The sequence below is a fragment of the Rathayibacter sp. AY1H3 genome, from assembly GCF_002932015.1.
This window is the reverse complement of record NZ_PSUU01000026.1, coordinates 1-24,298: the sequence shown is the minus strand read 5'-3', so window position 1 is coordinate 24,298 and position 24,298 is coordinate 1. Positions and strand designations below refer to the sequence as shown.

Genomic DNA, 24,298 nt, shown 5'->3' with positions numbered 1-24,298 from the left:
CCGGATGTCTGTGAAAGGCACCCATGTCCCGGACAACGAAGTCCCACCCCTCCAAGCGCCTGATCGGCGCCCTGATCGCGGCCGTCGTCGGCATCACGACCTTCGGCATCAGCTCGCCCGCCTCTGCAGCCACCGCCCCGGTCGGCCTCGGATCGGCGCAGGAGATCCGCAACCAGCACAGCAGCATGTGTCTCGACGACTTCGACTTCGGCACTCAGCCCGGAGCCGAGGTGCGGCAGTGGAGCTGCACCGAGGGGAGCAACCAGCGCTGGCAGGTCACCGACCTCGGCACCGGCTACGCCGAGATCAAGAACACCTTCAGCAACCTCTGCCTCGACAACTTCGACTTCGGCACCACTCCGGGCTCGGAGGTGCGGCAGTGGAGCTGCAACGGAAGCACCGCCCAGCAGTGGCGGATCACCTCCGTCGGCGGAGGCTACGCCGAGATCGCCAATCGGCACAGCGACCTCTGCCTCGACAACAAGGACTTCCGCCAGATCGACGGCTCCCCCATTCAGCAGTGGACCTGCACCGGCTCCAAGGCCCAGCGCTGGGCACTGACCGATCCGACCGTGCAGAAGATCACCTGGACGCTGAACCGCGTCGCGAGCCCGACCGCGGACGAGGCCGACGCCTACGCCCGCATCACCGACGCGATGGACCGCGCCGTGGCGCGCTACAACCGCCTCAGCAACATCTCCCGCTCCCTGACCGTCTCGTACAGCCCCGGAACCCCGACGGCCGATGCGAACATCTACGGCCAGATCCGCTTCGGCAAGGAGCGCGTCTACATGGTGGAGGGCACCGCCATGCACGAGATCTCGCACACCGTGGGCTTGGGCACGTCGACCACCTTCAACACGAACTGCGAGAACAGCAGCTGGGACTCGGCCCTGGCACTGCTGCGCACCTGGGACGGACCGGACGCGACAATCCAGTGCACCCCGGGTCACATCTTGAACTACGGCCTCAACTACAACAGCGAGTTCAGCCAGCTGAACCTCGAGCGCCACGTGAAGCTGGTGCAGTCCATGCTCAGTGACGGCATGTAGCCGTCACTCGAGGCACGCCCGAACGAGCATCCTCGCCGCCCCTCGCGGGCGGCCGGCGCCGGCGGGGCGGGGAACCAGAGCCCTCCCCCCCGCCGGCGCCGCATGCCCCGATGTCTCCCTCCGGAGGCGCGGGGCAGCGGAGCGCTCGGGAGTCGAGGAGGGCCCCTCGACCGGGTGGTCGCAGCCGACGTGCCGGACGCCGCACCCTGGGGAGGGGGCGTCCGGCACGTCCCCCTCGTGTCCGCGCCGTCCGGTCCGCCGGACCCCCCGGAGGCGCATGACGGGCGGCGTCTGCGGGCGCTAGCGGTTCTGCTCGACGGTGCTCGGCGCGGTCCGGTGCGTCTCCGGCGCCTCCGTGCGGACGGGCTCCGCCTCCCCGCTCGCCGCGGCCTCCCGCAGGTACTGCGCCGACATGACGCGGTAGGAGCGGGTGAGCATCGCCGCGCCGGCCGCGATGATCATGACGACTCCGCCGACCAGGAACACCAGCGCGATCCCCCGGCCGATGCCGTCGCCGAGCAGCCCGCCGAACGCCGAGCGCCCGGCCGGCGACTCCATGTACGGGATGAGCGCGAACTCGGCGATCGGGGCGATGAGGAACGACGTGATCGGAGCGGCGGCCGACTCGAACGCCGCCGCGAAGCCGAAGACGCGCCCCTGGGTCTCGAAGGGGACGACCTTCTGGATCACCGTCTGCTCGGCGGCCTCGACCGCCGGGATCAGGGTCATGTAGATCCAGATGCCGCCGGCGTAGAGCCACCACCAGTCGCGGAGGGTGAAGACCGCGCCGATCAGGCCCATCGCCATCACGAGCAGCAGCATCGTCCGGATCGGGTTCCTCCCGAGACCGAACCTCGCGACGAGCAGACCGCCGATGACGAAACCGGTCGCCGTCACTCCGAGCACCACGCCCCACAGCTCGACCGGGAACAGCTCGAGGCCGTACGGGTCCATCAGCGCCATGTAGACGCCGCCGATCAGGTTGTTGAACGTCGAGAAGACGATGAGCGCGAACAGCCCGGTCGCCGCCCGCACCGCGGTGATGCTGCCGCGGAGATCGATCAGCGGCGCCCTCTCCCCCGTCGGCGCGGGCCGGTCCTCCGGGATGCGCAGGAAGAGGAGGTGCAGGAGCGCGGCGGCGGAGAGGCCGATCGCGATCACCAGCGTCCACCCCATGCCGAGCAGGCCGATGGCGAGCCCGCTGAAGACGCTCGTCACCACGAAGGCGAGGCCCTGGACCGTGCCGACGAGGCCGTTCGCGCGGGCGTGCCCCTCCACCGGGACCAGCAGGGTCACCGTCGTGGACAGGGCGATGTTGCGCATGTTCTCGATGACGGCGCCGAAGAGGATCGTGCCCGAGAACACCCAGAACCAGGGGGCGCGGAAGTCCAGGAGCGCCGCCTCGGGCAGCGCGAGGAAGAGACCGCCCGCGACGCCGAAGGACACCAGCGTGACCGCGCCGGCGAACACCATGACGCGGAACTTGCGGTGCCGGTCCACGATCGTGCCGAAGGCCATCGCGAAGACCGCGACGAGCAGCATGTAGGCGCCGCCGATGATCCCGGTCGCCAGGACGGAGCGCGTCTCGAGGTACACCCAGAACGTGAGCGCGAACCAGAGGAAGCTCGTCGTCACGTTCGCGACGGCGGTGTTGAGGAGGATCTGGTGGAAGTCGCGGAGCTTCGTCGAGGTGTCGGCGTCGGCTCCGGGCACGGGGGCGGTCGAGGACACGGCTTCCCTCCGCTCGCGACGGCGCCGTCGGTCCCGCGGCGGGAGTCGAGGGTCGTCGCAGCCACTGTAGGACCGCGCCGTCGGCGAGTCGAGAGGGGCCGGGCGTCCGGCGGGGATGCGCTGCCGCCTCCCGCGCGGAACGCGGGCGCCGCCGCCCTCGCGACCCGGATCAGCGGGCCTCGGGGGCGGCGGCGCCGACGGGTCAGACGATGGCGGCGCGGAGGGCCGCGGCGGCCTCGCCGACGTCCGGGGCGCCGTAGATGGCCCCGCCCGCGACGGCCACGAGGGCGCCGGCGCGCTGCACCGACTCGATGGTGGCGGTGCTCACGCCGCCCGCGACCGAGAACGGCACGCCGGAGGACTCGCCGTCGCGCAGCAGGGTCTCGAAGGTGAAGCCCTCCTCCGCCTGCTCGTCCAGACCGGCGTGCATCTCGACGAACTCGGCGCCGAGGGCGACGACCTCGCGGGCGCGGGCGGCCTTGTCGGGCACGCCGATGAGGTCGACGACGACGCCCTTGCCGTGCTTCCTCCCGGCGGCGATCGCGCCGGCGATGGTGCTGTCGCCGGCGACGCCGAGGACCGTCACGAGGTCGGCGCCGGCCGCGAAGGCCATGTCGGCCTCGAGCTCGCCCGCGTCCATCGTCTTGAGGTCGGCGAAGACCGTCTTGTCGGGGTGCGCCTCCTTGATGGCGGTGATGGCGGAGAGGCCGGCGCTCTTGATGAGCGGGGTGCCCAGCTCGAGGATGTCGACGTGCGGGGCGGCGGCAGCGGCGAGCTCGAGGGCGGCGTCGGTGCTGAGGGTGTCCATGGCGAACTGGAGCTTCACGGGGTTCTTCTTCCTGTCGAGGTGGGGAGTCGGGTCATTCGAGGTTCGCGTGGCGCGGCCAGAGCTCGTCGGCGCTGTCGCCGCGGCGCTGCCAGAGCGCGTGGAACAGGGCGTCGCCGGTGAGCACGACGACCTGCTCGAAGAGCCCGCCGGAGTACTGCGCCGAGGCGGCGCCGGAGCGGTCGAGCTTGTCGGCGGCGGGCACGACCACCACGGCGGAGGCGAGCCCGGCCAGCGGGGAGTCGGCGGCGGTCGTGATCGCCGCGACCCGCGCTCCGGCGTCGACGGCGGCCTGCGCGGCGCGGACGATGCCCCCGGTGGTGCCGGAGCCGCTCGCGGTGAGCAGCACGTCGCCGCTGCGGATCGCCGGGGTCGTCACGTCGCCGACCACGTGCACGACGAGTCCGAGGTGCATGAGGCGCATGGCGGTCATCCGCAGGGCGAGGCCGGAGCGGCCGGCGCCGTGGACGAAGACGCGATCGGCGCCGGCGAGCAGCTCGAGGACGGGCTCGAGGCGGTCGGTCGGCAGCGAGGCGGTCGCGGCGGACACCTCGGCGGCGATCACGGCGAGCGCCTCTGCGGGGTCGGTGGTGCGGTCGTCAGCGGGCATGGATCCACAGTGCGCCCGGCGACCGGATCCGCGCGCCACCTGATCGAGGAGGTCCGCCTACCCGATCGGGTGGGCGATGCCGCTCGCGGGTAGGACGGGTAGGTTCGGGGGATGGATCCCGCCGAGTCCCCCGCTTCCCGCACCCTGCTGCAGCAGCACGCCCGCACGGTGGCCGAGCAGGCCGACCGGCACGCGGTGGCGCTGGAGTCGGTGCTCGCCGCCCTGCGCGCCGAGCGCCTCGACGACCGTGCGGCCCGCACCGTCGCGATCGACATCGCCGCGAACGCCCTGGTCGAGCTGCGCACCGCCTCGGACGAGCAGCGCAGCGCGATGCTGGAGCCCGTCGTGGGCGCGTTCGCGCGACTCCGGAGCGACCTGCGTCCGCTCGTGCGCTTCGGCGACCTCGACGTGCAGTTCGTCGAGCCGCCCGCCACCGGGCGCGCCCTCCCCGGCGAAGTGGCGCACGCGGCCCGCGCGATCGTGCGGAGCGCCGTGCTGGCCTTCGTGGAGTCGGAGCAGACGCGCCGGGTGCGGATCCAGTGGGACTGCGACGGGCTCAACCTGCTCATCGAGATCCGCGACGACGGCCGGGGCGAGCTGACGACCCGCGACGACGCCCTGCGCCCGATCGCCGAGCGCGTCCGCGGGCTCGACGGGGAGCTCTCGGTCGCGTCGACCGCGGGCTGGGGGTCGACCCTGTCGATCCGCCTCCCCCTCGATCCGCCGGCGCAGCCCGACGGGCTCGACCTCGCCGAGCTCAGCGCCCGCGAGCGGGAGGTGCTGAACCTGATCACGCTCGGCGCCTCGAACCAGCGGATCGCGGACGACCTCGGCATCAGCGGCAACACCGTGAAGTTCCACGTGTCGAACCTGCTGCGCAAGGCCGGGGCCCGCACCCGGGCGGAGCTGGCGGCGCTGGCGCGCTGATCGATCCGGGTGCCCCGTCCTCGCAGAGCCGTCCTCGCAGAGCCGTCCTCGCAGAGCCGCCCCCGGACGCACGGACGGGCCGCGGCTGCCGCCGAGGGTCTCCCCCTCTGCGGCGCCGCGGCCCGTCCGGCCGATCAGCGCGTCCCGATCACTCGCTCCGGAGCAGCCCGAAGCGGAACCGGCCGGAGCCGTCGAGCGTGTCGTCGATGCCCGAGATCGTGGAGGAGGCGATGACGGTCTCCGTGCCCTCGAGGAGCGGCACGGTGATCGCCTTCTCCGCCGCGAGGCGCTGCGCCTCCTCGATCGCCGCGGTGCGCTCGTCGCCGGGCGCCAGGCTCCGCTCGCGCAGCACGACCTCGTTGTAGGCGTCGTCCTTCACGGCGGCGCCGAGGATGGAGGGGGCCTCGTCGGTGCCGTAGAGCAGATTCAGGTAGTTGTCCGAGTCCGGGTAGTCCGCGAACCAGCCCTGCTGGTAGAGCGGGTAGGACGTCGACTTCTCCTTCACGTACTGCGTCCACTCCGTCGACTGCAGGTCGACCGTGAACAACCCGCTGCGCTCGAGCTGGTTCTTGATGAGCGCGTACTCGTCCGAGGTGCTGGAGCCGTAGTGGTCGGTGTTGTACTGCAGCTTGAGATCGACGGGACCGGTGATCCCGGCGGCCTGGAGCGCGGCGGCGGCCTCGTCCGCGCTGGGACCGCCGCTCCCGTCGCCGAAGGCCTGCTCGTACGCCGGCGTCGATCCGGTCAGGGCGCTGGGGACGATCGAGTAGACCGGCGCGTAGGTGCCCTTGTAGACCTGGTCCGACAGCTCGTCGCGGTCGATCAGGTCGGCGACGGCGGTGCGGACGGCGAGCGCCTTGTCGGCGTCGGCCTCGGGGGTCGCGGAGCCGTAGGGCATGGTCTCGGGGTTGAAGACGAGGAAGCGCATCTCGGCGCCGGGACCGGAGTGCACCGTCAGGCCCTCCTCGCCGCGGAGGTCCTCGGTGTCGGTCGCGTTCAGCGTGCGGTAGGCGACCGCGATCTCGCCGCGCTGGATGTCGAGCTTGAGGTTGCTCTCGTCCGCGTAGTAGCGGACGATCACGGACTCGTTGGCGGCGGCGCCGAGGAGGCCGTCATAGGAGTCGTTGCGGGTGAGCTGCACGAGCGAGTTCAGCGTGTAGCTCGTGATGGAGTACTGCCCGCTGAAGGCGTCGCCGGCGACGATGTCGTCGTCGGTGGTGAGGGAGTCGGCCGAGAAGACGTCCTCGTCGACGATCGCGGCGGCGGGGCTGGTGAGGATCTGGGGCCAGAGGGCGTTGTCCGGGGTGGCCAGCGTGAAGACGACGGTGGAGTCGTCCTCCGCCTCGACCGAGACCATGTCCGAGAGCAGCGACGAGGGGCCGTTCGGAGCGGCGATCGCCACCTGGCGCTCGAAGGTGAAGACCACGTCCGAGGCGGTGAGCGGATTGCCGTTGGCGAAGGCGGCGTCCTCGCGCAGGGCGACGCGGTAGTGGGTGGGGTCGGTGAACTCGGCCGAGGCCGCGAGGTCCGGCACGGGATCCGTCGATCCGGGGGCGGAGGTCAGCAGCCAGGAGAAGACCTGGTTCTGCAGCGTCGCCGAGCCGAGGTCCCAGGAGCCGGCGGGATCCAGGGCGGTGACCTTGTCCGTGGTCCCCAGGAGGATCCCGGGGGCGCCTGGGCTCCGGTGGTGCCCGGCGAGCAGGCGGTGAGGGCGACCGGCGTCGTGCCGTCGCGGTTCCTGCTACTCGAGCAGCTTGCCCGCGGTGGCGACCTCGCCGCTGATCAGCGCCTGGATCTCCTCCGGCACCGCGGGGATCTCCTCGCGCGTGATCCCCGTGGAGGGCGACCAGACGAGGTTCACCTGGAGGGCCGGGTCGATGTCCGGGTAGTCGCTGCGGTTGTGGCAGCCGCGGCTCTCCCGGCGCTCGAGCGCTGCCTCGAGGGTGGCCCGCGCGGCCATCGCGGCCGACTTGAGGTCGAAGGCGTGGGCGAGGTCCTGGAAGCCGGCGATGTCCGGGTGCACGCCGATGTCGGCGATGCGCGCCTCGATCGCGTCCAGCTCGGCGAGCCCGGCGAGCAGGCCCTCCTCGTCGCGGACGACTCCGGCGTGCTCGGTCATCGTGTTGCGGATCGCGCGCTGCAGGGCGCGGACGTTCTCGGTGCCGTCGGCCGCGAGCAGGCCGGCGATCTCGTCGCGGGCGACCTGGACGGACGCGGCCGAGCGGGTCTGGGCGGTCAGTGAGGCGGAGTACTCCGCCGCCGCCTGCCCGACGATCCGGCCGAAGACCAGCAGCTCGATCAGCGAGTTGCCGCCGAGGCGGTTGGCGCCGTGCAGTCCACTGGAGGCCTCTCCGATCGCGTAGAGCCCGGGGACGTCGGTGCTGTGGTCGTCCGAGCGCACCCAGACCCCGCCCATCGAGTAGTGCGCCGTGGGCGCGATCTCGATCGGGTCCTTCGTGATGTCGAGCATCTGCAGCTCGAGCATCGTCTGGTACACCCGCGGCAGCCGGGTCATGATCGTCTCGCGCGGCAGGTGCGAGACGTCGAGCCAGACCCCGCCGTTCGGCGTGCCGCGACCCTCCTTGATCTCGGTGTAGCAGGCGAGAGCGACGCGGTCACGGGTCGAGAGCTCGAGGCGCTCGGCGTCGTACTTGCCCATGAAGCGCTCGCCGAGGCCGTTGCGGAGGATGCCGCCCTCGCCGCGGGCCGCCTCGGAGATCAGCGTGCCCGCCGCGTTCTCGGGCTCGATGATGCCCGACGGGTGGAACTGGACCAGCTCCGGGTCGCGCAGCCGCCCGCCGGCCTCGACGGCCAGGCGGAACGAGTCGCCCGTGTTCTCGTCCCGGCGGGAGGAGGTGCGGCGCCAGATGCGGTTGTGGCCGCCCGCGGCGAGGATCACCGCATCCGCATGGATCAGGTAGCGGGTGCCGTCGACGAGGTCGAAGCCGTAGGCGCCGAACACTGCTCCGTCCTCGTTGACGAGGATGCGGGTGACGTACACGGTGTCCAGGATCGGGATCTCGAGCTGGGCGGCCCGGTTGACGAGCGTGCGCTGGATCTCGAGGCCGGTGTAGTCGCCCGCGAAGGCGGTCCGGCGGTAGGTGTGCGCGCCGAAGAAGCGCTGCGAGATGCGGCCGTCGTCCTCGCGGGCGAACGGCATGCCGTAGCGCTCGAGGTCCTGGATGCCGCGGGCGGCGTTGGAGGTGACGATCTCGACCGTGTGCGGGTTGGCGAGCTGGTAGGACTCGGTGATGGTGTCGGCCGCGTGCTGCTGCCAGCTGTCGTCGGGGTCCATCGTGGCGAGGGCGGCGTTGATGCCGCCGGCGGCGAGGGAGGTGTGCGCGTCCGACTTCGAGCGCTTGCCGAGCGCGAGGACGTCCATGCCCGCCTCGGCGAGCTCGATCGCGGCGCGCAGGCCCGATCCGCCGGTGCCGATGACGAGGACGGAGGTGGAGATCCGGCGCTCCGGTGCGGTGGTCTCTGAAGTGGTCATGCCTCCACGCTAGGCACGGCGCATCGATTACTCCAATGCATAATGCTGGGCACAGCCATGCGCATAGGGTATGCATGTGGATCTCGAGCAGCTCACCGGATTCGTCGAGGTCGCCCGCCTCGGCAGCTTCACCCGCGCCGCCGAGGAGCTGCATCTCGCGCAGCCCTCGCTGAGCCGCCGGATCGCCGCGCTGGAGCAGGACCTCGGCTCCGAGCTCTTCCACCGGGCGCGCTCCGGCAGCACCCTCACACCGGCCGGGGAGCTGCTGCTGCCGCTCGCCCGGCGCATGCTCGCCGACGCCGGATCGGTGCGCCGCGAGCTGGCCGAGCTGGCCGGACTCGAGCGCGGCCGAGTGCGGTTCGGCGCGACGCCGACGCTCTGCATCAGCCTCGTCGCGGAGGTGCTGCACGCGTTCCACTCCGCGCATCCCGCCGTGGAGCTGCACCTCGCCGAGGACGGGTCGCGGAGCCTCTTCGACCGGCTGGCCCGGGGCGAGCTCGACCTGGCGCTGGTGACGACCTCGACCGCGGCCGCTCCCGGCGCCTTCACGGTGACCCCGCTGCTCGTCGAGGAGCTCGTCGTGGTCTCCTCCGCCGCAGAGCCTCCCCTCGCCGCGACCGGCGCGCTCGACCTGGCCGCGGTCGCCCGCCTCCCGCAGATCGTCTTCAACTCCAGCTACGACCTGCGCCGCACGACCGACGCCGCGTTCGCCGCCGCGGGCCTGGAGCCGGACGTGGTGCTGGAGGGCGCCGAGATGGACGCGGTGCTGCGCTTCGCCGAGCGGGGCCTGGGCGTCGCGGTCGTCCCGGCGATGGTGCTGCAGGGGCGCCCGGGGCTGCGCTCGATCCGCATCGAGGAGCCGACGCTCGAGAAGCCCACGCTGACCCGGACGATCAGCCTCGCGCGCCCGGCGGACCTCGCGCCGACCGCCGCGGCGCGGGTCATGCAGCGCACCATCGCGGCGACCGCCCGCGCCTTCGCCGCCCAGGCCGGCGGCACGATGCGCCTGGCCGACACCCGCTGACCCAGCGGGGTCTCATCACCCCGCTGCGCGGCCGGCACATGCTGATCGAGCAGCCCCGGAGGGCGCATCGAGATCCCCCCGCACGCGCAGGAGCGCCCCCGGCCCCGCAGGGCCGGGGGCGCTCCCCGGTGGTTCAGCCGTGCGCTACGAGCACGGGCGCGCCGCGTACGGAGCGCTCACCTCCGTCTCGACGGGGGCGCCGTTCATCGTGGCCGTGGCCTCGACGGTCACCGCACCGGCGGGCAGGTTCGCCTGACGGGTGGTGAAGGCGTGCGACACGGTCTTGCCGGGCGCCACCGAGGTGAACGACTTCGTGCCGGACGTCGACGTGAAGGTCACGCCGACGGGGACGTCGGAGCCGTTGCTCGCCTGGACGGTGACGATCGCCTTGCCCGCGATGCAGCGGGTCGCCGCGCTCGCCGTGATGTCGAGCGCCGGAGCCGCCTCGCCCTCGGTGAAGGCGAAGGTGTCGAGCTCGAACAGGTCGCCGGAGGGTCCGGAGTAGCTGAAGAACACGTCGTGCACTCCGGTCGCTCCGGTCAGCGCGGCGCTGACGTCGGTCCACTCACCGGTCGTCCCGTTCACCGCGACGGTGCCCGCGACGGGCCCGGTCTCGGAGTCGAGGCGGACGGTGACGGTGCCGCCGGCCTGCAGCGCCTTGGCCTTCGCGGTGAACGTCGCGGCTCCGGTGTCCCCGAAGTCGACGGCGGACAGCGCGGTCCAGTCGCCGTTGTCGAGGTCCTTCAGCACGAGGTTCTGCGTCGCGCCCGCGGCGGGGGTGCCGAGCGGCGCCGTCGCGATGCCCTTGCTCCAGCCGATGGTCTCGGCCGGGAAGGTGCGGTACGGATCGAAGTCCTTCACCTGGTCGACGCCCTTGTAGTCGCCGACCACCTGCTGCACCGTGCCGTCGGCGTTGAACTGCAGCTCCTGGATGTGCGGGCTGCGGTACCCCTGGGTGGTGTCGCCGTTGATCCGCTTGTTGAGCGTCGGCGCGTGGTAGGTGAAGTAGTACTTGCCGCCCAGCTCGAAGACCGACTGGTGGTTGTTGCCGCCGGTGCCGGCTCCGAAGAAGCGGCTCTGGTTCGGGAACATCACGCCGGCGTAGTTCTCCTTGGGCCAGGACATCGGGTCGTCCGAGATCATGTAGCCGATCTCGCCGCCGCCCGGGTAGCCGGGCTCGCGGGTCTGGTTGCCGCCGAAGTCGTTGCCGCCGAAGTGGGACGAGTACGAGAGGTAGTACTTGTCCTGGCGCTTGAACACCTGGGCCGCCTCGAACGCGACGGGCGCGTCCACGACGGCGGAAGTGCCCTGGGTCGAGATCATGTCGTCGCCGAGCTCGATCACGCGGATGTTCTTCGGGTTGTTGAATCGCTCGGCCGCGGGGAGCGCGGTCGAGGCGGGTCCGCCTCCGAAGAACAGGTAGCCCTGGCCGTCGTCGTCGACGAGCGGTGCCGGGTCGAACTTCCACGCGACCGCCTCGGCGCCCGGGGTGGACGCGTTGATGAGCGTGGAGGTCCGCTGGCTGGTCCACGGGCCCACCGGCGAGTCGCCGGTGATCACGTTGCTGGAGCCGCCGCCGTTGGCGTAGTAGAGGAAGTACTTGTCGACGCCGTTCACGGTCTTCTTCGCCATGCCGGGAGCCCACGAGTTGCCGGTGTAGGGCGCGACTCCGGTGGAGCCGGCGACCTGGATCTCGCCGTGGTCGGTCCAGTTGACGAGGTCGTCCGAGGAGATCACGGTGATCTGGTTGATCTTGCCGTAGTCGATGCCCGCCGAGACGCCCGTGGCGGGGTTCGGAGCGTAGCCCTGGGTGTCGTTCGTCATGTACATGTACACGCGGCCGTTCTCGACGAAGCCGAAGCCGTCGGCGCCGAACTTCCAGCCCATGAGCGGGTTGTGGTCGCCCGGGATCTTGCCCACGACCTCGATGGTGCGCGAGGCGGGCGCGGGCGGCGCCGCTCCGACCAGCGAGACGTCGTCGAGCTTGTAGTCCATGAGGTGCGTCTCGGGCGCGGCCGAGGGAGTCGCGGTCCACGGCGTCTCGAAGAAGAGGCGCGCGGTCGCGACGCTCTGCCCGGCGGGGATGGTGAACGATCCGTTGATCGTCGCCCACTGCCCCTTCGTGGCGGTGACGCTCGCGAGGTTCGTGTAGGTGCCTCCGCCGTAGTGCATGGTGGCGAAGAACTGCTTGGTCGCGGGGCTCGCGGCGTTCTCGTACTTGATCTGCGCCTTGACCTGGTAGGTCTGGCCGGCGACGACCTTGCCGCTGAGGTCCTGCATGGCGCCCGCGCCGGTGGTCGTGCGGCCGGTGACGAGCGCTGCGGCGGTGCCGGTGCGCGCATCCGTGGTCGTCGCGATGGTGCCGGCGTCGGCGGCGTTGCCGTTGTTGACGAACCAGCTGCTGATGCCGCTCTCGAAGCCGCCGTTGACGATGAGCTCCGCCTCAGCGGCGGACGAGGTCTGGGCGGCGAAGGGGGCCACCAGGAGCGCGGTCAGCGCGGCCGTGGCCAGCAGCCTCAGCCGCAACCGCCCCTTCGGAGCGGCTTCTCGTTGTGGTGATCTCACGGATCCTCCTTGATCGTGTCGTGCAGGAGATCGTCGGCGACGGGTGCCGCTGACGCGTTCGGGGGGGGGGCGGCCGCGCGGGCCGCCCCCGGAGTGCTCAGCCGCAGGACGCGGCCGGGTGGGGCGCTCTCACCGTGGTCGTCACCGGCTCGCCGTCGAGGGTGGCGGTCGCGGTCACGACCACCTCGGCGCCGGGGACCGAGGCCGCCCGCGTGGTGAAGGCGTGGCTCGTCGTGGCGCCGGGTGCGAGCGCGGCGACCGTCTTCGCGCCGGAGGCGCTCTCCATCCGGAGGGCGACGGGCACGTCGTCGGCGTTGGTCGCCCGCACGGTCACGACGACCTTCCCGGCGATGCAGCGGGTCGCGGCGGCGGCGGTCACGTCGAGCGACGCCTCCTTCAGAGTCCCGAGGCGCGCCAGCTGGTAGCTGAGCGCGCGCTCCGGGGCGTCGATCTGGTTCTGCGATCCCGCGGTGCCGACCGCCTGCGCCTTCGCGAGGACCGACTGGAGGTCGGACCAGGCGTCGGCCGGGTAGTCGTCGGAGCGGAGCGTCGCCGCGTGAGCGACGGCCGCGTCGAGCTGCGAGCGGTCGAGCGCCTTCCCCTCCGAGGAGAGGGTGTCGCTCAGGAGGAACTCGTCGACGTCGACGTGGCCGCCGGCGGTCTTCGTCGCGTAGCTGAACAGCCCGAGGCGGTGGCCCATGAAGTGCGTGAGCTGACCGTCGAGGGTCTGCGGGCCGACGCGGCTGCCGAGCTTCGTCCAGCTCGTCCCGTCGAGGCTGTACGAGAAGGTCGTCCAGAGCTGTCCGGCCGGGGCCGAGAGCTCGAGGTCGGCCTTCAGGCGCACCTGCGAGGCGTCGCCGAGGGCGGCGGTGGTGCCGGGGAGGAAGGACTCCACGGCCGCCTGGTCGAACGTGGTCGCGAACGGCTGGCTGCGGTTCACGACGCCGACGGTGGTGACGCCGTCCACGCGCTTGACCGCGACGTAGGAGAAGCCGCGGTTGTAGGCCGCGAGGCCGGCGACGTCGCCGTCCTTCATCCCGGAGACGTCGAACGCCGCCTCCGCCGACTGCTTCGGAGCCACGATGCGCTGGGAGAGCGTGTTGCGCGCCTCCTCCAGGTACGTCATCTCGGGCGAGCCCGAGAGACGCGTGTGCGCGGCCGTTCCGCTGAGCACCTTCCCGTTGGTGAGGCGGAGCCAGCCCTCGCGCTCGGTCAGCGACCAGTAGCGGTTGTCGGGGGCGTGGTTCCACTGCCAGGGGAGGGCGAGGGTCGAGCCGTTCGGCTCGATCTCGGCGGCCGTCGGGCGCTCGAGGGTGGGAGCGGCTCCGACGAGCGAGACGTCGTCGAGCAGGTACTCGGTGCTCGAGGACGCCGGCTGCGGATTGCCCCACGGCGTCTCGACGGCGAACTTCACGCTGCCGACGTTCGCGGTCTCGGGCACCGTGTAGGTCCCCGTGATCGTCGTCCACTGCCCCTGCGTGACGGCGGCGGAGGCCATCGTCACGGGTCCCGCGCCGAAGTCGGCGCAGAGGTTGAAGCGGACCGACGCGGGGCCGGTCGTGTACTTCACCTTCGCGGACACGGTGTAGGTCACGCCGCGCTGCAGCTTGCTCGCGAGCACCTGGCTCGGGCCGGAGCCGTTGAGCGTGCGGGTGCCCACGCGGAGCGCGGCGGTGCCGGACGCCGGGTCGGTCGTGTCGGCCGACAGCGTCGCGCCGAACTGGCCTGCCCACGGCGCCGTCCCCGACTCGGCTCCCGGGTTCTGGAGCAGCTGCACGCCGAGCAGCGACGCGTCGTAGGCGGGCGCGGGCGGGATCGTCCACGACTCGTCCTGGTAGGCCTTCGCCGGGGCGTCGTTGTCGAAGTCGTCCGAGACGACGATGCTCTTCTGCCGCTCGAACAGCTCCTCCTCGGGGCTGAGGCGGATCGGCTTCGGGAAGCTCCCGCCCACCGGCACCGAGCCGTTCGTCCCGAACGTCGGCCAGCCGTCCTTCCACGTCGCCGGGATGAGCCCGGGGATGCGGCCGGTCGGGAAGCTGTCGCGGAAGAACATGCCGTGCCAGGCGGTCGAGCCGTCCTCCTTCGCGATCGGCACGAGGCTCCCCTGGGCGAACCCGCTGGAGTTCAGCACGCCCTTGCCCTCGTAGGGGTTGCTGCCGTCGGCGGTCGCGTAGCGGCCCAGCAGCGCGGACGAGCGGAACAGCGCCACCTGGCGGCCCTGGCCCGAGGGCCAGGTGATGATGACGATGTAGTACTGCCCGTCGATGTACTGCACCTGCGCGCCCTCGAAGAGGCCGCCGAGGTAGCCGGCTCCCGGGTAGTCGGAGGTGCGGAGGATGTTCGGGTACTCGGCGACGACGGTCGTCAGGTCCTCGCTCAGCTTCACGGCGCTGGTGGATCCGGAGCCGTAGAAGATGTACGGCGTGCCGCCGTCCGCGTCGTCGAAGAAGAGCGACGGGTCGTGGAAGGCGCGGCCGAGGGCCGTGCGGGTCCAGGCTCCGTCCTCGATGTCGTCGGTCGAGTAGAGGTAGGAGCCGCCGAGGTTGTTGGTGTTGAAGACCGCGTAGTAGCGGCCGTCGTGGTACCGGAGCGACGAGGCCCACTGGCCGTTGCCGTAGGAGTTCTGCCCGTTCCGGAGCGAGAAGCGGTCGCCGATCTCGAGCCGGTCGAAGACGTAGTTGACGATCTCCCAGTTGACGAGGTCGTAGGACTTCATGATCGGGGCGCCCGGGCTGAGGTGCATCGTGGTGCTGATCATGTAGTAGATGTCGCGGCCCTCGTCGTTCTCGGCCGCGGGCACGCGCTCGACGCTGACGTCGGGCACGTCGGCGTTCAGCAGCGGCACGGAGTAGGTGCCGTCGCCGCGGTCCGTCGACGTGTACGAGGCCTTCGGCGACCACGCGCCGGCCGCGGTCGCCGGAGCCGCGCCGGAGGCGAGCAGGCCCGCCGCGAGGAGGGCGCCGATCGCCGTGGAGGCGACTGCGCGCATCGGGGTCATTCGAACAGCGACAGCGTCAGGACGGAGGAGTAGTCGCCGGGGGCGACGTCGGCCTCGGTCTTCAGGGTGAGGCCCGCGGACACGGTCCAGGACCCGTCCGTCGCGGTCTCCTGCGAGTCGAGCGACAGCGCGAGCAGCTCCTGGTCGAACAGGCCCACGGCGTCGGCGCCCTCGTCGAGGATCGTGTCGACCGGGTCGCCCTCGGACACGAGGCCCGACTCGCCGCCGTCCACGAGGACCGGCGTCCAGCCGAGGTGGTCGGAGGAGATGTCCTCCTGGTCCGCGTCGCCGGTGAAGGCGCTCGCCGAGCCGAGGACGTACCAGCCGGCTCCGGCCGGGATCTCGTCGACGGTCCGGGTGTCCGTCACGGTCACGTCGGGCAGCTGCCCCGTGAAGGCGCGCACGGTCGGGGTGGAGCCCTCCTCGGCGAGCGTGGCGGAGGTGCCGTCGATCGACATCGAGAGGGCGCCGGGCTGCTCCAGCTCCTCGATGCTGACGTTCACGTCGACGTCGTCGGAGCCGTACTCGGTGTCGGCGGCCGCGGCCGCGGCGGCGACGCCGGACAGGAGCAGGCAGCCGGCGAGAGCGGCGCCCGAGCGGACGAGCCAGAGGGGTCGGGGGGTGCGTCGCGTGGACATGGTGTTCCTCACTCGATCGGCATCGTCGCCGATCAGGTCGAGCGCCGGACGGCGCGGAGTGGTGGCGCGGCCCGAGGCCGCGAGAGGACGGAGCGCGGCGCAGCCCGAGGGGCGTTCGGCCGCGCCTGGAGCGCAGGACGCGCGGAGAGCGGCGGACGGCTCGTGCGCGGCGGCTTCCACAGCGTGGCCACGCGAGCTCCAGCTCTCGACCCCCTCAGCACTGAGGGGAGAAAGGCTGCCCGACACTCGTCTCTCTCGACTGCTGAGCTTTCCCTCAGCTAGTCTTGCGGGCAATGTTACCGGGAACATTTCCGATTGCAAGGACGTGTTCTCAACCGTCCGGAGCAGCGCAGCGAGGCGATCACCGCGTTCCGCCGCGGCCGGGCGGGGACGGCGGGAGGGGACGAGGATGTCCGCAGGGGCGGCGACGGCGGAGGCCGAGCAGGAGGTCGTGACGACGGAGTGCGCGGAGCGCTCGGGCGTCATCGGCGTGCTCCTGGGCGACTTCGAGCCGTTCGGCACGGAGGTGCTGCAGGGAGTGGCGACGGCGCTCCGGGGGACCCGGTTCGACCTCCTCGCCGGCAGCGGGGCGAGCCGCCGGGGCCGGGCGGGCTGGGAGCAGGAGTCCCTGCGGCGTCTCACCGAGGCGCAGGTAGCGGGAGCGATCCTGGTGACTCCCTCCGGCGTGATCCCCTCGTCGGACCTGCCGCTCGTCGTCGTGGATCCGCTGACCGCGCAGACCGAGCTGCATTCGGTGGCGACCGACGACTTCGGCGGAGCGCAGCTGGCGACGAGCCACCTGATCGGGCTCGGCCATCGCCGCATCGGCTTCGTCGCGGGCCGCCCCGACCTGGAGTCGTCGCACCGGCGCGGCGCCGGCTACCAGCGGGCGCTCGCGGACGCCGGCCTCCCCTACGACCCCGCGCTCGTACGGGTCGGCTACTACCGGCACGACCCCTCCCTCGCCGCCGCCCACGAGCTGCTGCTGCTGCCCGACCGCCCGACGGCGGTCCTCGCCGCGAACGACGCCTCCGCCATCGCCGTGATCGAGGCGGCCCGGGCGCTGGGCCTCTCGGTGCCGGGGCAGCTGTCGGTCGTGGGCTACGACGACGTGCCCGACGCCTCCCGGGTGGTCCCCGCGCTCACGACGGTGAGGCAGCCGCTGCACCGCGTGGGGCGCGCGGCCGCCCGGGCGCTCCTGACGCTGATCGACGGCGGGAGCGTGGCCGAGCAGCACGTGCGGCTGCGCAACAAGCTCGTGCTCCGCGGGTCGACGGCGCCTCCCGCCGAGGGCCCGCCGTCCGGCTGACTCCTCCCCCTCCCCCAGCCGGCGGGAATACGCTCGGCGCATGAACCAGCAGCGCACTCCGGTCACGGTCACGGTCACGGGAGCGGGAGGCGCCATCGGCTACGCGCTCCTTTTCCGCATCGCCTCGGGTCAGCTCCTCGGGCCGGACGTCCCCGTCCGCCTGAACCTGCTCGAGATCCCCTCCGGCCTCCGCGCGGCCGCGGGCACGGCGCTCGAGCTGCAGGACGGCGCCTTCCCCCTCCTCCGCGGGATCGAGGCGACGGACGACCCGGCCGCCGCGTTCGACGGCGCGAGCGTCGCCCTCCTCGTGGGCGCCCGGCCGCGCAGCGCGGGCATGGAGCGCGCCGACCTGCTCGCCGCGAACGCGGGCATCTTCGGGCCTCAGGGCGCCGCGCTGAACGCGCACGCCGCCTCCGACATCCGCGTGCTGGTCGTCGGCAACCCGGCCAACACCAACGCCTGGATCGCGCGGCGCAGCGCCCCGGACATCCCCGCCGGCCGCTTCACCGCGATGACGCGCCTCGACCACAACCGGGCGGTCGCGCAGCTCGCCGCGAAGCTCGACGCCCCCGTCGACGCGATCGAGGGCGTCGCGATCTGGGGCAACCACTCCGCCTCGCAGTACCCCGACGCGACGCACGCCACCGTCGGCGGACGGCCGGTGCCCGAGCTGGTCGACGCGGAGTGGCTGCACACGGAGTTCGAGCCGCGGGTCGCCAAGCGCGGCGCCGAGATCATCGAGGTCCGCGGAGCCTCCTCGGCCGCGTCCGCCGCCTCCGCCGCGATCGATCACGTGCGCGACTGGGTCGACGGCACGTCGTGGACCTCGGCCGCCGTCGAGTCGGACGGCTCCTACGGGGTGGAGGAGGGGCTGATCTCCTCGTTCCCGGTCCGCTCCGTCGACGGCGAGTGGCGGATCATCGAGGGGCTCGAGATCGACGCGCACTCCCGCGCGCGGATCGACGAGTCCGTGCTCGAGCTGCGCGCCGAGCGCGACCAGGCGCTGGCGTTCCTCGCGTCCTGACGCGCCCCTCCCCGTCCTGTCGCCACGGGATGCCACTCTGGTGCGCCTCGCGCGACGTGTCGCGTACCGGAGCGGCATCTCGAGGAGGGGCTCAGCGGCGCTTCTCCGGAGTGGGGAGGGTGCCGGAGGCGCGGGCGGCCTCGTACCAGGCGTGCGCCTCCTCCTGGCGCTCCGCCTCGGCGCCGGTCGCGATCGCCGCGCGCACGTGCTCGGGCCCGTAGCCGAACGACGCGACCAGGTCGGCGGCGTGCGGGCGGATGCGGGCGAGCAGCCGGTCGATGTAGGACGTCACCGCGACCGCTCGCTGCGACGACAGGCGCCCGTGGATGAGGTACCAGTCGAGGTGCTTCTCGATCAGGCCCAGGCCGAACAGGTCGCGGAGCCAGGTGAGGACGGTGCGCGTGCCCGCGTCCTCGACGCCGGCGAGCGCCTCCGTGAACGCCTCCCACTGCAGCAGCTCGGCGTGCGCGCGCGCCGCCTCGATGAGCTCGCTCTGGTGCGCGTTGAACAGGCGGGCCGCCTCGTCGGAGGGCAGCTTCGACGCCGGGCGCAGCCGTGAGGCGATCCCCGCGACCATGCTCTCGACGCGGCCGGTGAGCAGCTCGCGCTGGTCCTCCCGCAGCTGGCCGACCGAGCGGGCCGTCGATCCGCGATCGGCGACGACCTGGGCCAGACGGCGCAGACCCGAGTTGTCGACGGTCGCCCCCGCGACCTGCGAGGCGGCGTACCGCGCGAGCTCCGCGGGCTGGGCGCCCTTGAAGCGGCGTCCGACGTCGGTCAGCAGGCGCTTGGCGACCAGCTGGAGGAGCACGGTGTTGTCGCCCTCGAAGGTCGCGTACACGTCGAGGTCGGCGCGCAGCTGCGTGAGCCGGTTCTCCGCGAGGAAGCCCGCGCCTCCGCAGGCCTCGCGCGCCTCCTGCAGCGTGTCGAGAGCGTGCCAGGTCGAGAGCGCCTTCAGCCCCGCGGCGAGGGTCTCGAGGTCCTGCCGCGACTGCTCGGTGTCGTTCGCGCCGGAGAAGACCTCGTCGAACGCCGTCAGCAGCTTCTCGTGCGCGAAGGCGGCGGCGTAGGTGGTGGCCAGGCGCGGCAGGAGGCGGCGCTGGTGCCGCTGGTAGTCGAGCAGCACCTCCTCCCGCTCGCCGCCGCCGGTGAACTGGCGGCGCTGATCGCCGTAGGTGACGGCGACCGTCAGCGCGATCTTCGCCGCGGCGACCGAGGCTCCGTCGAGCGAGACACGGCCCTGCACGAGCGTGCCGAGCATGGTGAAGAAGCGGCGGCCCGGGCTCGCGATCGGCGAGGAGTAGGTGCCATCGGCGGCGACGTCGCCGTAGCGGTTCAGCAGGTTCTCGCGCGGGACGCGGACGCCGTCGAAGTGGAGGCGGCCGTTGTCGATCCCGTTCAGACCGCCCTTGAGGCCGTCGTCCTCCCCGCCGACGCCGGGCAGGAACGCGCCCTGCTCGTCGCGGATCGGGACGAAGAAGGCGTGGACGCCGTGGTTCACCCCTTGGGTGACCAGCTGCGCGAAGACGACCGCCGCGCGCCCGTCCACCGCCGCGTTGCCGAGGTAGTCCTTCCAGGCCGCGCGGAACGGCGTCCGCAGCACGAACTCGCCGTCCTCGTAGGTGGCGGTCGTGGCGATCGACGCGACGTCGGAGCCGTGCCCGGTCTCGGTCATCGCGAAGGCGCCCGGGATCTCGAGGCTCATGATCCCCGGCAGCCACTTCTCGTGGTGCGGGCGCGTGCCCAGGTGCAGGACCGCGGCGCCGAAGAGCCCCCACTGCACGCCGGACTTGATCTGCAGCGAGGGGTCGGCGGTGACCAGCTCCTCGAAGCCGGCGATGTTGCCGCCGTGATCGGCCTCGCCGCCGAGGTCGACCGGGAAGGCGCGGTGCACGCCGCCCTCGGCCGCGAGCACGCGCATCTGCTCCGAGACGCGGAGGCGGTGCTCCTTCATCGGGAGGCCGTCGGTGCGGTGCAGCTCGGGGCGGGCGGTCAGGGCGCGGCTGGCGAGGCGCTGCTCGCGCCAGGCGCCGAGCAGGGTCTCGCCGAGGGCGGCGACGTCGACGGAGGGGGCGCCGTCCTCGTCCAGGCGCGCGTCGACCTCGGAGCCGAGGGAGTCCACCGGCGGCGTGGGCGCGATGGAGCCCGAGCGGGAGCGCCGGGCCCGCGTGCGCCCGGTGGCCGCCCGGTCGGCGGCGTCGGCGGCGGAGCGGGGGTGGGGAGCGGTGCTGACCATGGTGTTCGTGTCCCTTCGACCGTCTGCGGTTCGGGCCGCTCCCGGTGCGTCGTGTGCCGACGGGCGCGGCAGCGGAGGCGGTCCTCGCACGGTAGGTCGCGCGGCGGCGCGGCGGAAACGTTCCGTCGCCCGGGCACAAACGGCGCCGGGCGGAGGCGGAAGCGCGTTGTCGGAACCGACCAGGCGGAGGCGGGGCGCCTCGTCTGTGCGCTGGACGGGCTGTCCCTGCCGACGGGAGCGGAGGAGGGGGCGGCTCGTCCGTGTGCTGAACGGGCTGTCCCTGCGGGCTGCTTCTGCGGAGGAGGGACGCCGCACCGGAGGCCGCCTCGCTAGTCTCTCGGCATGAGCGAGCCGCCGCTGCCTCCCCCTCCGCCCGCCCGACACCCGGCGGCCGGGCCGCCCGCGGACGTCGCGGCAGCGCCTCCCCGGACTCCGGGTGCGCCGCCCGTGGACGTCGCGGCCGCGCCTCCCGCGCCTCCGGCCGCGCCGGGATCCGGGGTGCCGCATCGGCACCCGGTCCGCGTCTGGGACCTGGTGCTGACGATCGTGCTGATCCTCGTGGCCTCCGCGGTGACGCTGCTGCTGTCGTTCTTCGGGCTGTTCTTCGCGATGGCCAGCGACTCGTGCGGCGGATCGAACGCCTGCGACATCGGCCTGATCGAGGGCGGGATGGTCCTCGCCGCGGGAGGAGTGTGGGTGCCGTTCCTCGCGGCGCTGGTCGTCTCGATCGTGCTGCTGGTGCGGCGGCGGATCGCGTTCTGGGTGCCGGTGGCGGGCCTCGCGGTGTCGTTCTGCTGCACGCTGCTCGGCGGGTGGATGGCGTCGACGGGCGCGAACGGCTGAGGGCGCTCGCCGGCGCCTCGGACCGAGGACGCTCGCGTCGGTGACGAGGTGGGCACGATCGTCGACGCGGAGCCCGGAACACGATCGCCCGCGCCGGCGCCCGCCTCCGTCGCGGGTGGTGAACCGCGCGCCTCAGCGACGGATCAGTAGCTGTCCCAGCCGGGCTCCCAGTCGGGCTCGTCCGGCGGCACCCAGTCGTCCTCCGGCGGCTGAGCGGCGGACACCGGCGGACCGGACGACTCGCGGCCGAACGAGGGCTTCGCCCCTTGCGAGCGGGACGACCCGCCACGGGCGGCCGGCGCGCGGCGGGGAGCGGGAGCCTCCTCACCGGGTTCCGGGACGGCGATCTCGGGGCTCTCCCCCGCGACGACTGCGAGCACGGCCCCGCCGTAGGTGAGCAGCTTCTTCTGGCCGACGCCGCCGATGATGCTGAGCGCGTCCATCGTCGCCGGCTCGGCGGTCGCGATCTCGCGGAGGGTCGCGTCGTTGAAGACGATGTAGGCCGGGACCGCCTGCGCGCGGGCCTGCGCGGCGCGCCACTCCCGGAGCCGCTCGAACAGCGGCTGAGCCTCACCCGACAGCTCGGCCACGGTGGACCGTCCGGAGCGGGAGGATCCGCTGGAGCGGGCCGGCTTCTCCGGCTCCTGCCGCAGCTCGACCTTCCGTTCGCCGCTGAGGACGGAGCCGGACGCGGGCGTGAGCACGAGCGTGCCGAAGCCGTCGTCGTTCACGCCGAGAAGGCCCTGCGCGAGGAGCTGGCGGGCGACTCCGCGCCACTGGGTGTCGCTGAGCTCGGCGCCGATGCCCCAGGTGGCGAGGCCGTCGTGCTGGTGCTGAGTGGTGCGCGGCGTGGTCTTGCCGCGGAGGACGTCGATGATGTGTCCGGCGCCGAACTGCTGGTTGCGCTCCCGCTTGAGGCGGACGACCGTCGACAGGAACTTCTGCGCCGCGACGGTGCCGTCCCAGGAGGCGGGCGGCTCGAGGCAGGTGTCGCAGTTGCCGCAGGCGGTGCTCTCCTGGCCGAAGTAGGCGAGCAGGTTCACCCGGCGGCACTGGACCGTCTCGGAGAGCGCGAGCATCGCGTCCAGGTGCGCGGACATCCGCCGACGGTGCGCCAGGTCTCCCGGCGACTCGTCGATCATCCGGCGCTGCTGCACCACGTCCTGCAGGCCGTAGGCGAGCCAGGCGGTGGACGGCAGTCCGTCGCGGCCGGCGCGACCCGTCTCCTGGTAGTAGCCCTCGACCGACTTGGGCAGGTCGATGTGCGCGACGAACCGCACGTCCGGCTTGTCGATCCCCATGCCGAAGGCGATGGTCGCGCAGACGATGACGCCCTCCTCGCGGAGGAACCGCGACTGGGCGGCGGCGCGCACCCGCGAGTCGAGGCCCGCGTGGTACGCGACGGCGTCGAAGCCCGCCGAGCGCAGCGCCTCGGCCGTCGCCTCGACGCTCTTGCGGGAGAGGGCGTAGACGATGCCCGCGTCGTGCGCGTGCTCGCGCCGCAGGAAGTCGATCAGCTGCTTGCGCGGCTCGACCTTGTTGACGATCCGGTACTGGATGTTCGGGCGGTCGAAGCTCGAGACGAAGTGGCGGGCGGCGCCGAGGTGCAGGCGCGAGGTGATCTCGCGGTGCGTCGCCTCGGTGGCGGTCGCGGTGAGGGCGATGCGTGGGACGTCGGGCCAGCGCTCGGCGAGCTCGCCCAGTGCGAGGTAGTCGGGGCGGAAGTCGTGGCCCCACTGGCTGACGCAGTGGGCCTCGTCGATCGCGAAGAGGGCGATCCGGCCGCGGGCGAGGAACTGCTTCATGCCCTCGTTGCCCAGGCGCTCCGGGGCGACGTAGAGCAGGTCGAGCTCGCCGTCGAGGTAGGCGCGCTCGACGCGGCTGCGCTCGCCCGCGTCCTGGGTGGAGTTGAGGAACTCGGCGCGGACGCCGTTCGCACGGAGGGCGTCGACCTGGTCCTGCATCAGCGCGATGAGCGGGGACACGACCACGCCGGTGCCGGGGCGCACGATGGCGGGGATCTGGTAGCAGAGCGACTTGCCGCCGCCGGTGGGCATCAGGACGACGGCGTCGCCGCCTCCGATGACCTGCTCGACGATGGCCTGCTGCTCGCCGCGGAAGGAGCCGTAGCCGAAGACCTTCTCGAGGATCGCCTGCGCCTCGGAGGATCCGGAGCCCGCAGCGCCGCTCGCCGCGTCGCTCCGGACGCCGCCGCGGGACTCCGCCGAGGGGTCGGCGAGCGGCGGGGCGGGGAGGGCTGTCGCGGTGGGCTCTGTCACCCGGGGAACTCTACCCGCCGCCTCCGACGCCGCCCCGGGGGTCCGGGGAACTGTGGAGAAGGGCTGCAGGGAGGGAGCTGGGGAGGCGGATGCGGGGAGGTCGGGGGTCTTCTGCGGCGCCCGGATCAGAGGTCGGTGAGGGTGCGGGTGTCGCCGTCCCAGAAGCGGACGCCCGCGAGGCCGACGGTGAACGGCTCGCCGAGGAGGGGGACGGCGTCGCCGAGCTGCTCGGCGCGGAGGCGGCGAGAGACGCTGATGTGCGGCGTCCAGGCGTCCGGGAGCGAGGTGTCGACGCCGCCCGGCACGAGGCGCGTGGCCCGATCGTGCAGAGCGTCGAGGGCGGGCGAGCGGACCACTCCCCAGGCGAGGACGAAGCGCCCGGCGTGCGGGAAGAGGAGGACGGCACCGAGGTCGGCCGTCGCCGGCAGCGGACCGAGCGCGCCCGGCTCCGGGGCGGTCAGCTCGGGCCCGGCGACCAGGGTGAGGTGCGGGCGGTTGCTGGCGGACGTGTGCAGTGCGAGGCTCGGGATGCCGGCCGCCTCGAGCGCCTCCCACTGGCTGCGGACGCGAGCCTCCGACTCCGGATCGAGGAGGACTTCGAGGCTGCGCATGTCCACATTCTGCCGCGGGCAATGTGTGCTGGCTTTCGCGGACGCGCGGCCACTCGCGGGTGCGCGCGGTCCTCGCCGGCTCCCGCGAGTGTGCAGGAGTCACTCCCGGGGGCGGGGAGCGGGGCGGTGGCG

Annotated in this window: 17 protein-coding genes; 6 read left to right on the top strand and 11 right to left on the bottom strand. The window is 72.7% G+C overall.

Annotation, left to right across the window (positions count from 1 at the left end; all coding sequences use genetic code 11):
- The first annotated feature begins 23 nt into the window (after positions 1–23).
- Positions 24–1,052 carry an RICIN domain-containing protein gene (locus C5C33_RS11260; protein WP_104226029.1) on the top strand — a complete coding sequence of 343 codons (1,029 nt, stop codon included), beginning with the start codon at positions 24–26 and terminating at the stop codon, positions 1,050–1,052.
- 300 nt (positions 1,053–1,352) lie between these two features.
- Here C5C33_RS11260 and C5C33_RS11255 read toward each other — a convergent pair whose 3' ends face one another.
- From C5C33_RS11255 to hxlB, 3 genes are all read right to left on the bottom strand, one after another.
- A complete protein-coding gene (locus C5C33_RS11255; protein WP_104261154.1) occupies positions 1,353–2,783 on the bottom strand; it encodes an MFS transporter in 1,431 nt (476 codons plus the stop codon).
- A gap of 202 nt (positions 2,784–2,985) precedes the next feature.
- Complete coding sequence (gene hxlA / locus C5C33_RS11250) at positions 2,986–3,609, bottom strand: 3-hexulose-6-phosphate synthase (protein WP_104224387.1); 624 nt, start codon at positions 3,607–3,609, stop codon at positions 2,986–2,988.
- 34 nt (positions 3,610–3,643) lie between these two features.
- Positions 3,644–4,219 (bottom strand): 6-phospho-3-hexuloisomerase, encoded by a 576-nt coding sequence (gene hxlB / locus C5C33_RS11245; RefSeq protein WP_104261153.1) that lies wholly within the window; start codon positions 4,217–4,219, stop codon positions 3,644–3,646.
- Positions 4,220–4,330: 111 nt separating this feature from the next.
- Between hxlB and C5C33_RS11240 the strand changes: the two genes are divergently transcribed.
- Complete coding sequence (locus tag C5C33_RS11240) at positions 4,331–5,146, top strand: response regulator transcription factor family protein (RefSeq protein ID WP_104239653.1); 816 nt, start codon at positions 4,331–4,333, stop codon at positions 5,144–5,146.
- Between the two features lie 148 nt (positions 5,147–5,294).
- Here the strand turns inward: C5C33_RS11240 and C5C33_RS11235 are convergent, their stop codons facing one another.
- Both C5C33_RS11235 and C5C33_RS11230 read right to left on the bottom strand, forming a co-directional pair.
- Positions 5,295–6,680 (bottom strand): ABC transporter substrate-binding protein, encoded by a 1,386-nt coding sequence (locus C5C33_RS11235; RefSeq protein WP_181136237.1) that lies wholly within the window; start codon positions 6,678–6,680, stop codon positions 5,295–5,297.
- Positions 6,681–6,887: 207 nt separating this feature from the next.
- Positions 6,888–8,639: an L-aspartate oxidase gene (locus tag C5C33_RS11230; protein ID WP_104261151.1), complete on the bottom strand. Its 1,752-nt coding sequence runs from the start codon at positions 8,637–8,639 to the stop codon at positions 6,888–6,890.
- Between the two features lie 70 nt (positions 8,640–8,709).
- Between C5C33_RS11230 and C5C33_RS11225 the strand changes: the two genes are divergently transcribed.
- Complete coding sequence (locus tag C5C33_RS11225; protein ID WP_104261150.1) at positions 8,710–9,663, top strand: LysR family transcriptional regulator; 954 nt, start codon at positions 8,710–8,712, stop codon at positions 9,661–9,663.
- Positions 9,664–9,807: 144 nt separating this feature from the next.
- Here the strand turns inward: C5C33_RS11225 and C5C33_RS11220 are convergent, their stop codons facing one another.
- From C5C33_RS11220 to C5C33_RS11210, 3 genes are all read right to left on the bottom strand, one after another.
- Positions 9,808–12,228 carry a family 43 glycosylhydrolase gene (locus C5C33_RS11220; protein WP_219812654.1) on the bottom strand — a complete coding sequence of 807 codons (2,421 nt, stop codon included), beginning with the start codon at positions 12,226–12,228 and terminating at the stop codon, positions 9,808–9,810.
- 97 nt (positions 12,229–12,325) lie between these two features.
- Positions 12,326–15,217, bottom strand: coding sequence for a family 43 glycosylhydrolase (locus C5C33_RS11215; RefSeq protein WP_258069225.1), 2,892 nt, complete (start codon positions 15,215–15,217; stop codon positions 12,326–12,328).
- A 5-nt stretch (positions 15,218–15,222) separates the two neighbouring features.
- Positions 15,223–15,864 (bottom strand): hypothetical protein, encoded by a 642-nt coding sequence (locus tag C5C33_RS11210; RefSeq protein ID WP_104233676.1) that lies wholly within the window; start codon positions 15,862–15,864, stop codon positions 15,223–15,225.
- 409 nt (positions 15,865–16,273) lie between these two features.
- Here C5C33_RS11210 and C5C33_RS11205 point away from each other — a divergent pair, with 409 nt between their 5' ends.
- Together C5C33_RS11205 and C5C33_RS11200 are read left to right on the top strand one after the other, a co-directional pair.
- Positions 16,274–17,173, top strand: coding sequence for a LacI family DNA-binding transcriptional regulator (locus C5C33_RS11205; protein ID WP_104261147.1), 900 nt, complete (start codon positions 16,274–16,276; stop codon positions 17,171–17,173).
- 40 nt (positions 17,174–17,213) lie between these two features.
- Entirely contained in the window at positions 17,214–18,197 is a 984-nt protein-coding gene (locus tag C5C33_RS11200) for a malate dehydrogenase (protein WP_104224379.1), read from the top strand.
- 91 nt (positions 18,198–18,288) lie between these two features.
- Here the strand turns inward: C5C33_RS11200 and C5C33_RS11195 are convergent, their stop codons facing one another.
- On the bottom strand, positions 18,289–20,433 hold the full coding sequence (locus C5C33_RS11195; RefSeq protein WP_104261146.1) for an acyl-CoA dehydrogenase: 2,145 nt from the start codon (positions 20,431–20,433) through the stop codon (positions 18,289–18,291).
- 342 nt (positions 20,434–20,775) lie between these two features.
- Here C5C33_RS11195 and C5C33_RS11190 point away from each other — a divergent pair, with 342 nt between their 5' ends.
- Positions 20,776–21,276 carry a DUF6264 family protein gene (locus tag C5C33_RS11190; RefSeq protein ID WP_219814946.1) on the top strand — a complete coding sequence of 167 codons (501 nt, stop codon included), beginning with the start codon at positions 20,776–20,778 and terminating at the stop codon, positions 21,274–21,276.
- Positions 21,277–21,419: 143 nt separating this feature from the next.
- On the opposite strand, the gene recQ is transcribed toward C5C33_RS11190, so the two are convergent.
- Together recQ and C5C33_RS11180 are read right to left on the bottom strand one after the other, a co-directional pair.
- Positions 21,420–23,555 (bottom strand): DNA helicase RecQ, encoded by a 2,136-nt coding sequence (gene recQ / locus C5C33_RS11185; protein WP_104261144.1) that lies wholly within the window; start codon positions 23,553–23,555, stop codon positions 21,420–21,422.
- 125 nt (positions 23,556–23,680) lie between these two features.
- Positions 23,681–24,166 carry a 2'-5' RNA ligase family protein gene (locus C5C33_RS11180; RefSeq protein ID WP_104226039.1) on the bottom strand — a complete coding sequence of 162 codons (486 nt, stop codon included), beginning with the start codon at positions 24,164–24,166 and terminating at the stop codon, positions 23,681–23,683.
- Positions 24,167–24,298: the final 132 nt, after the last annotated feature.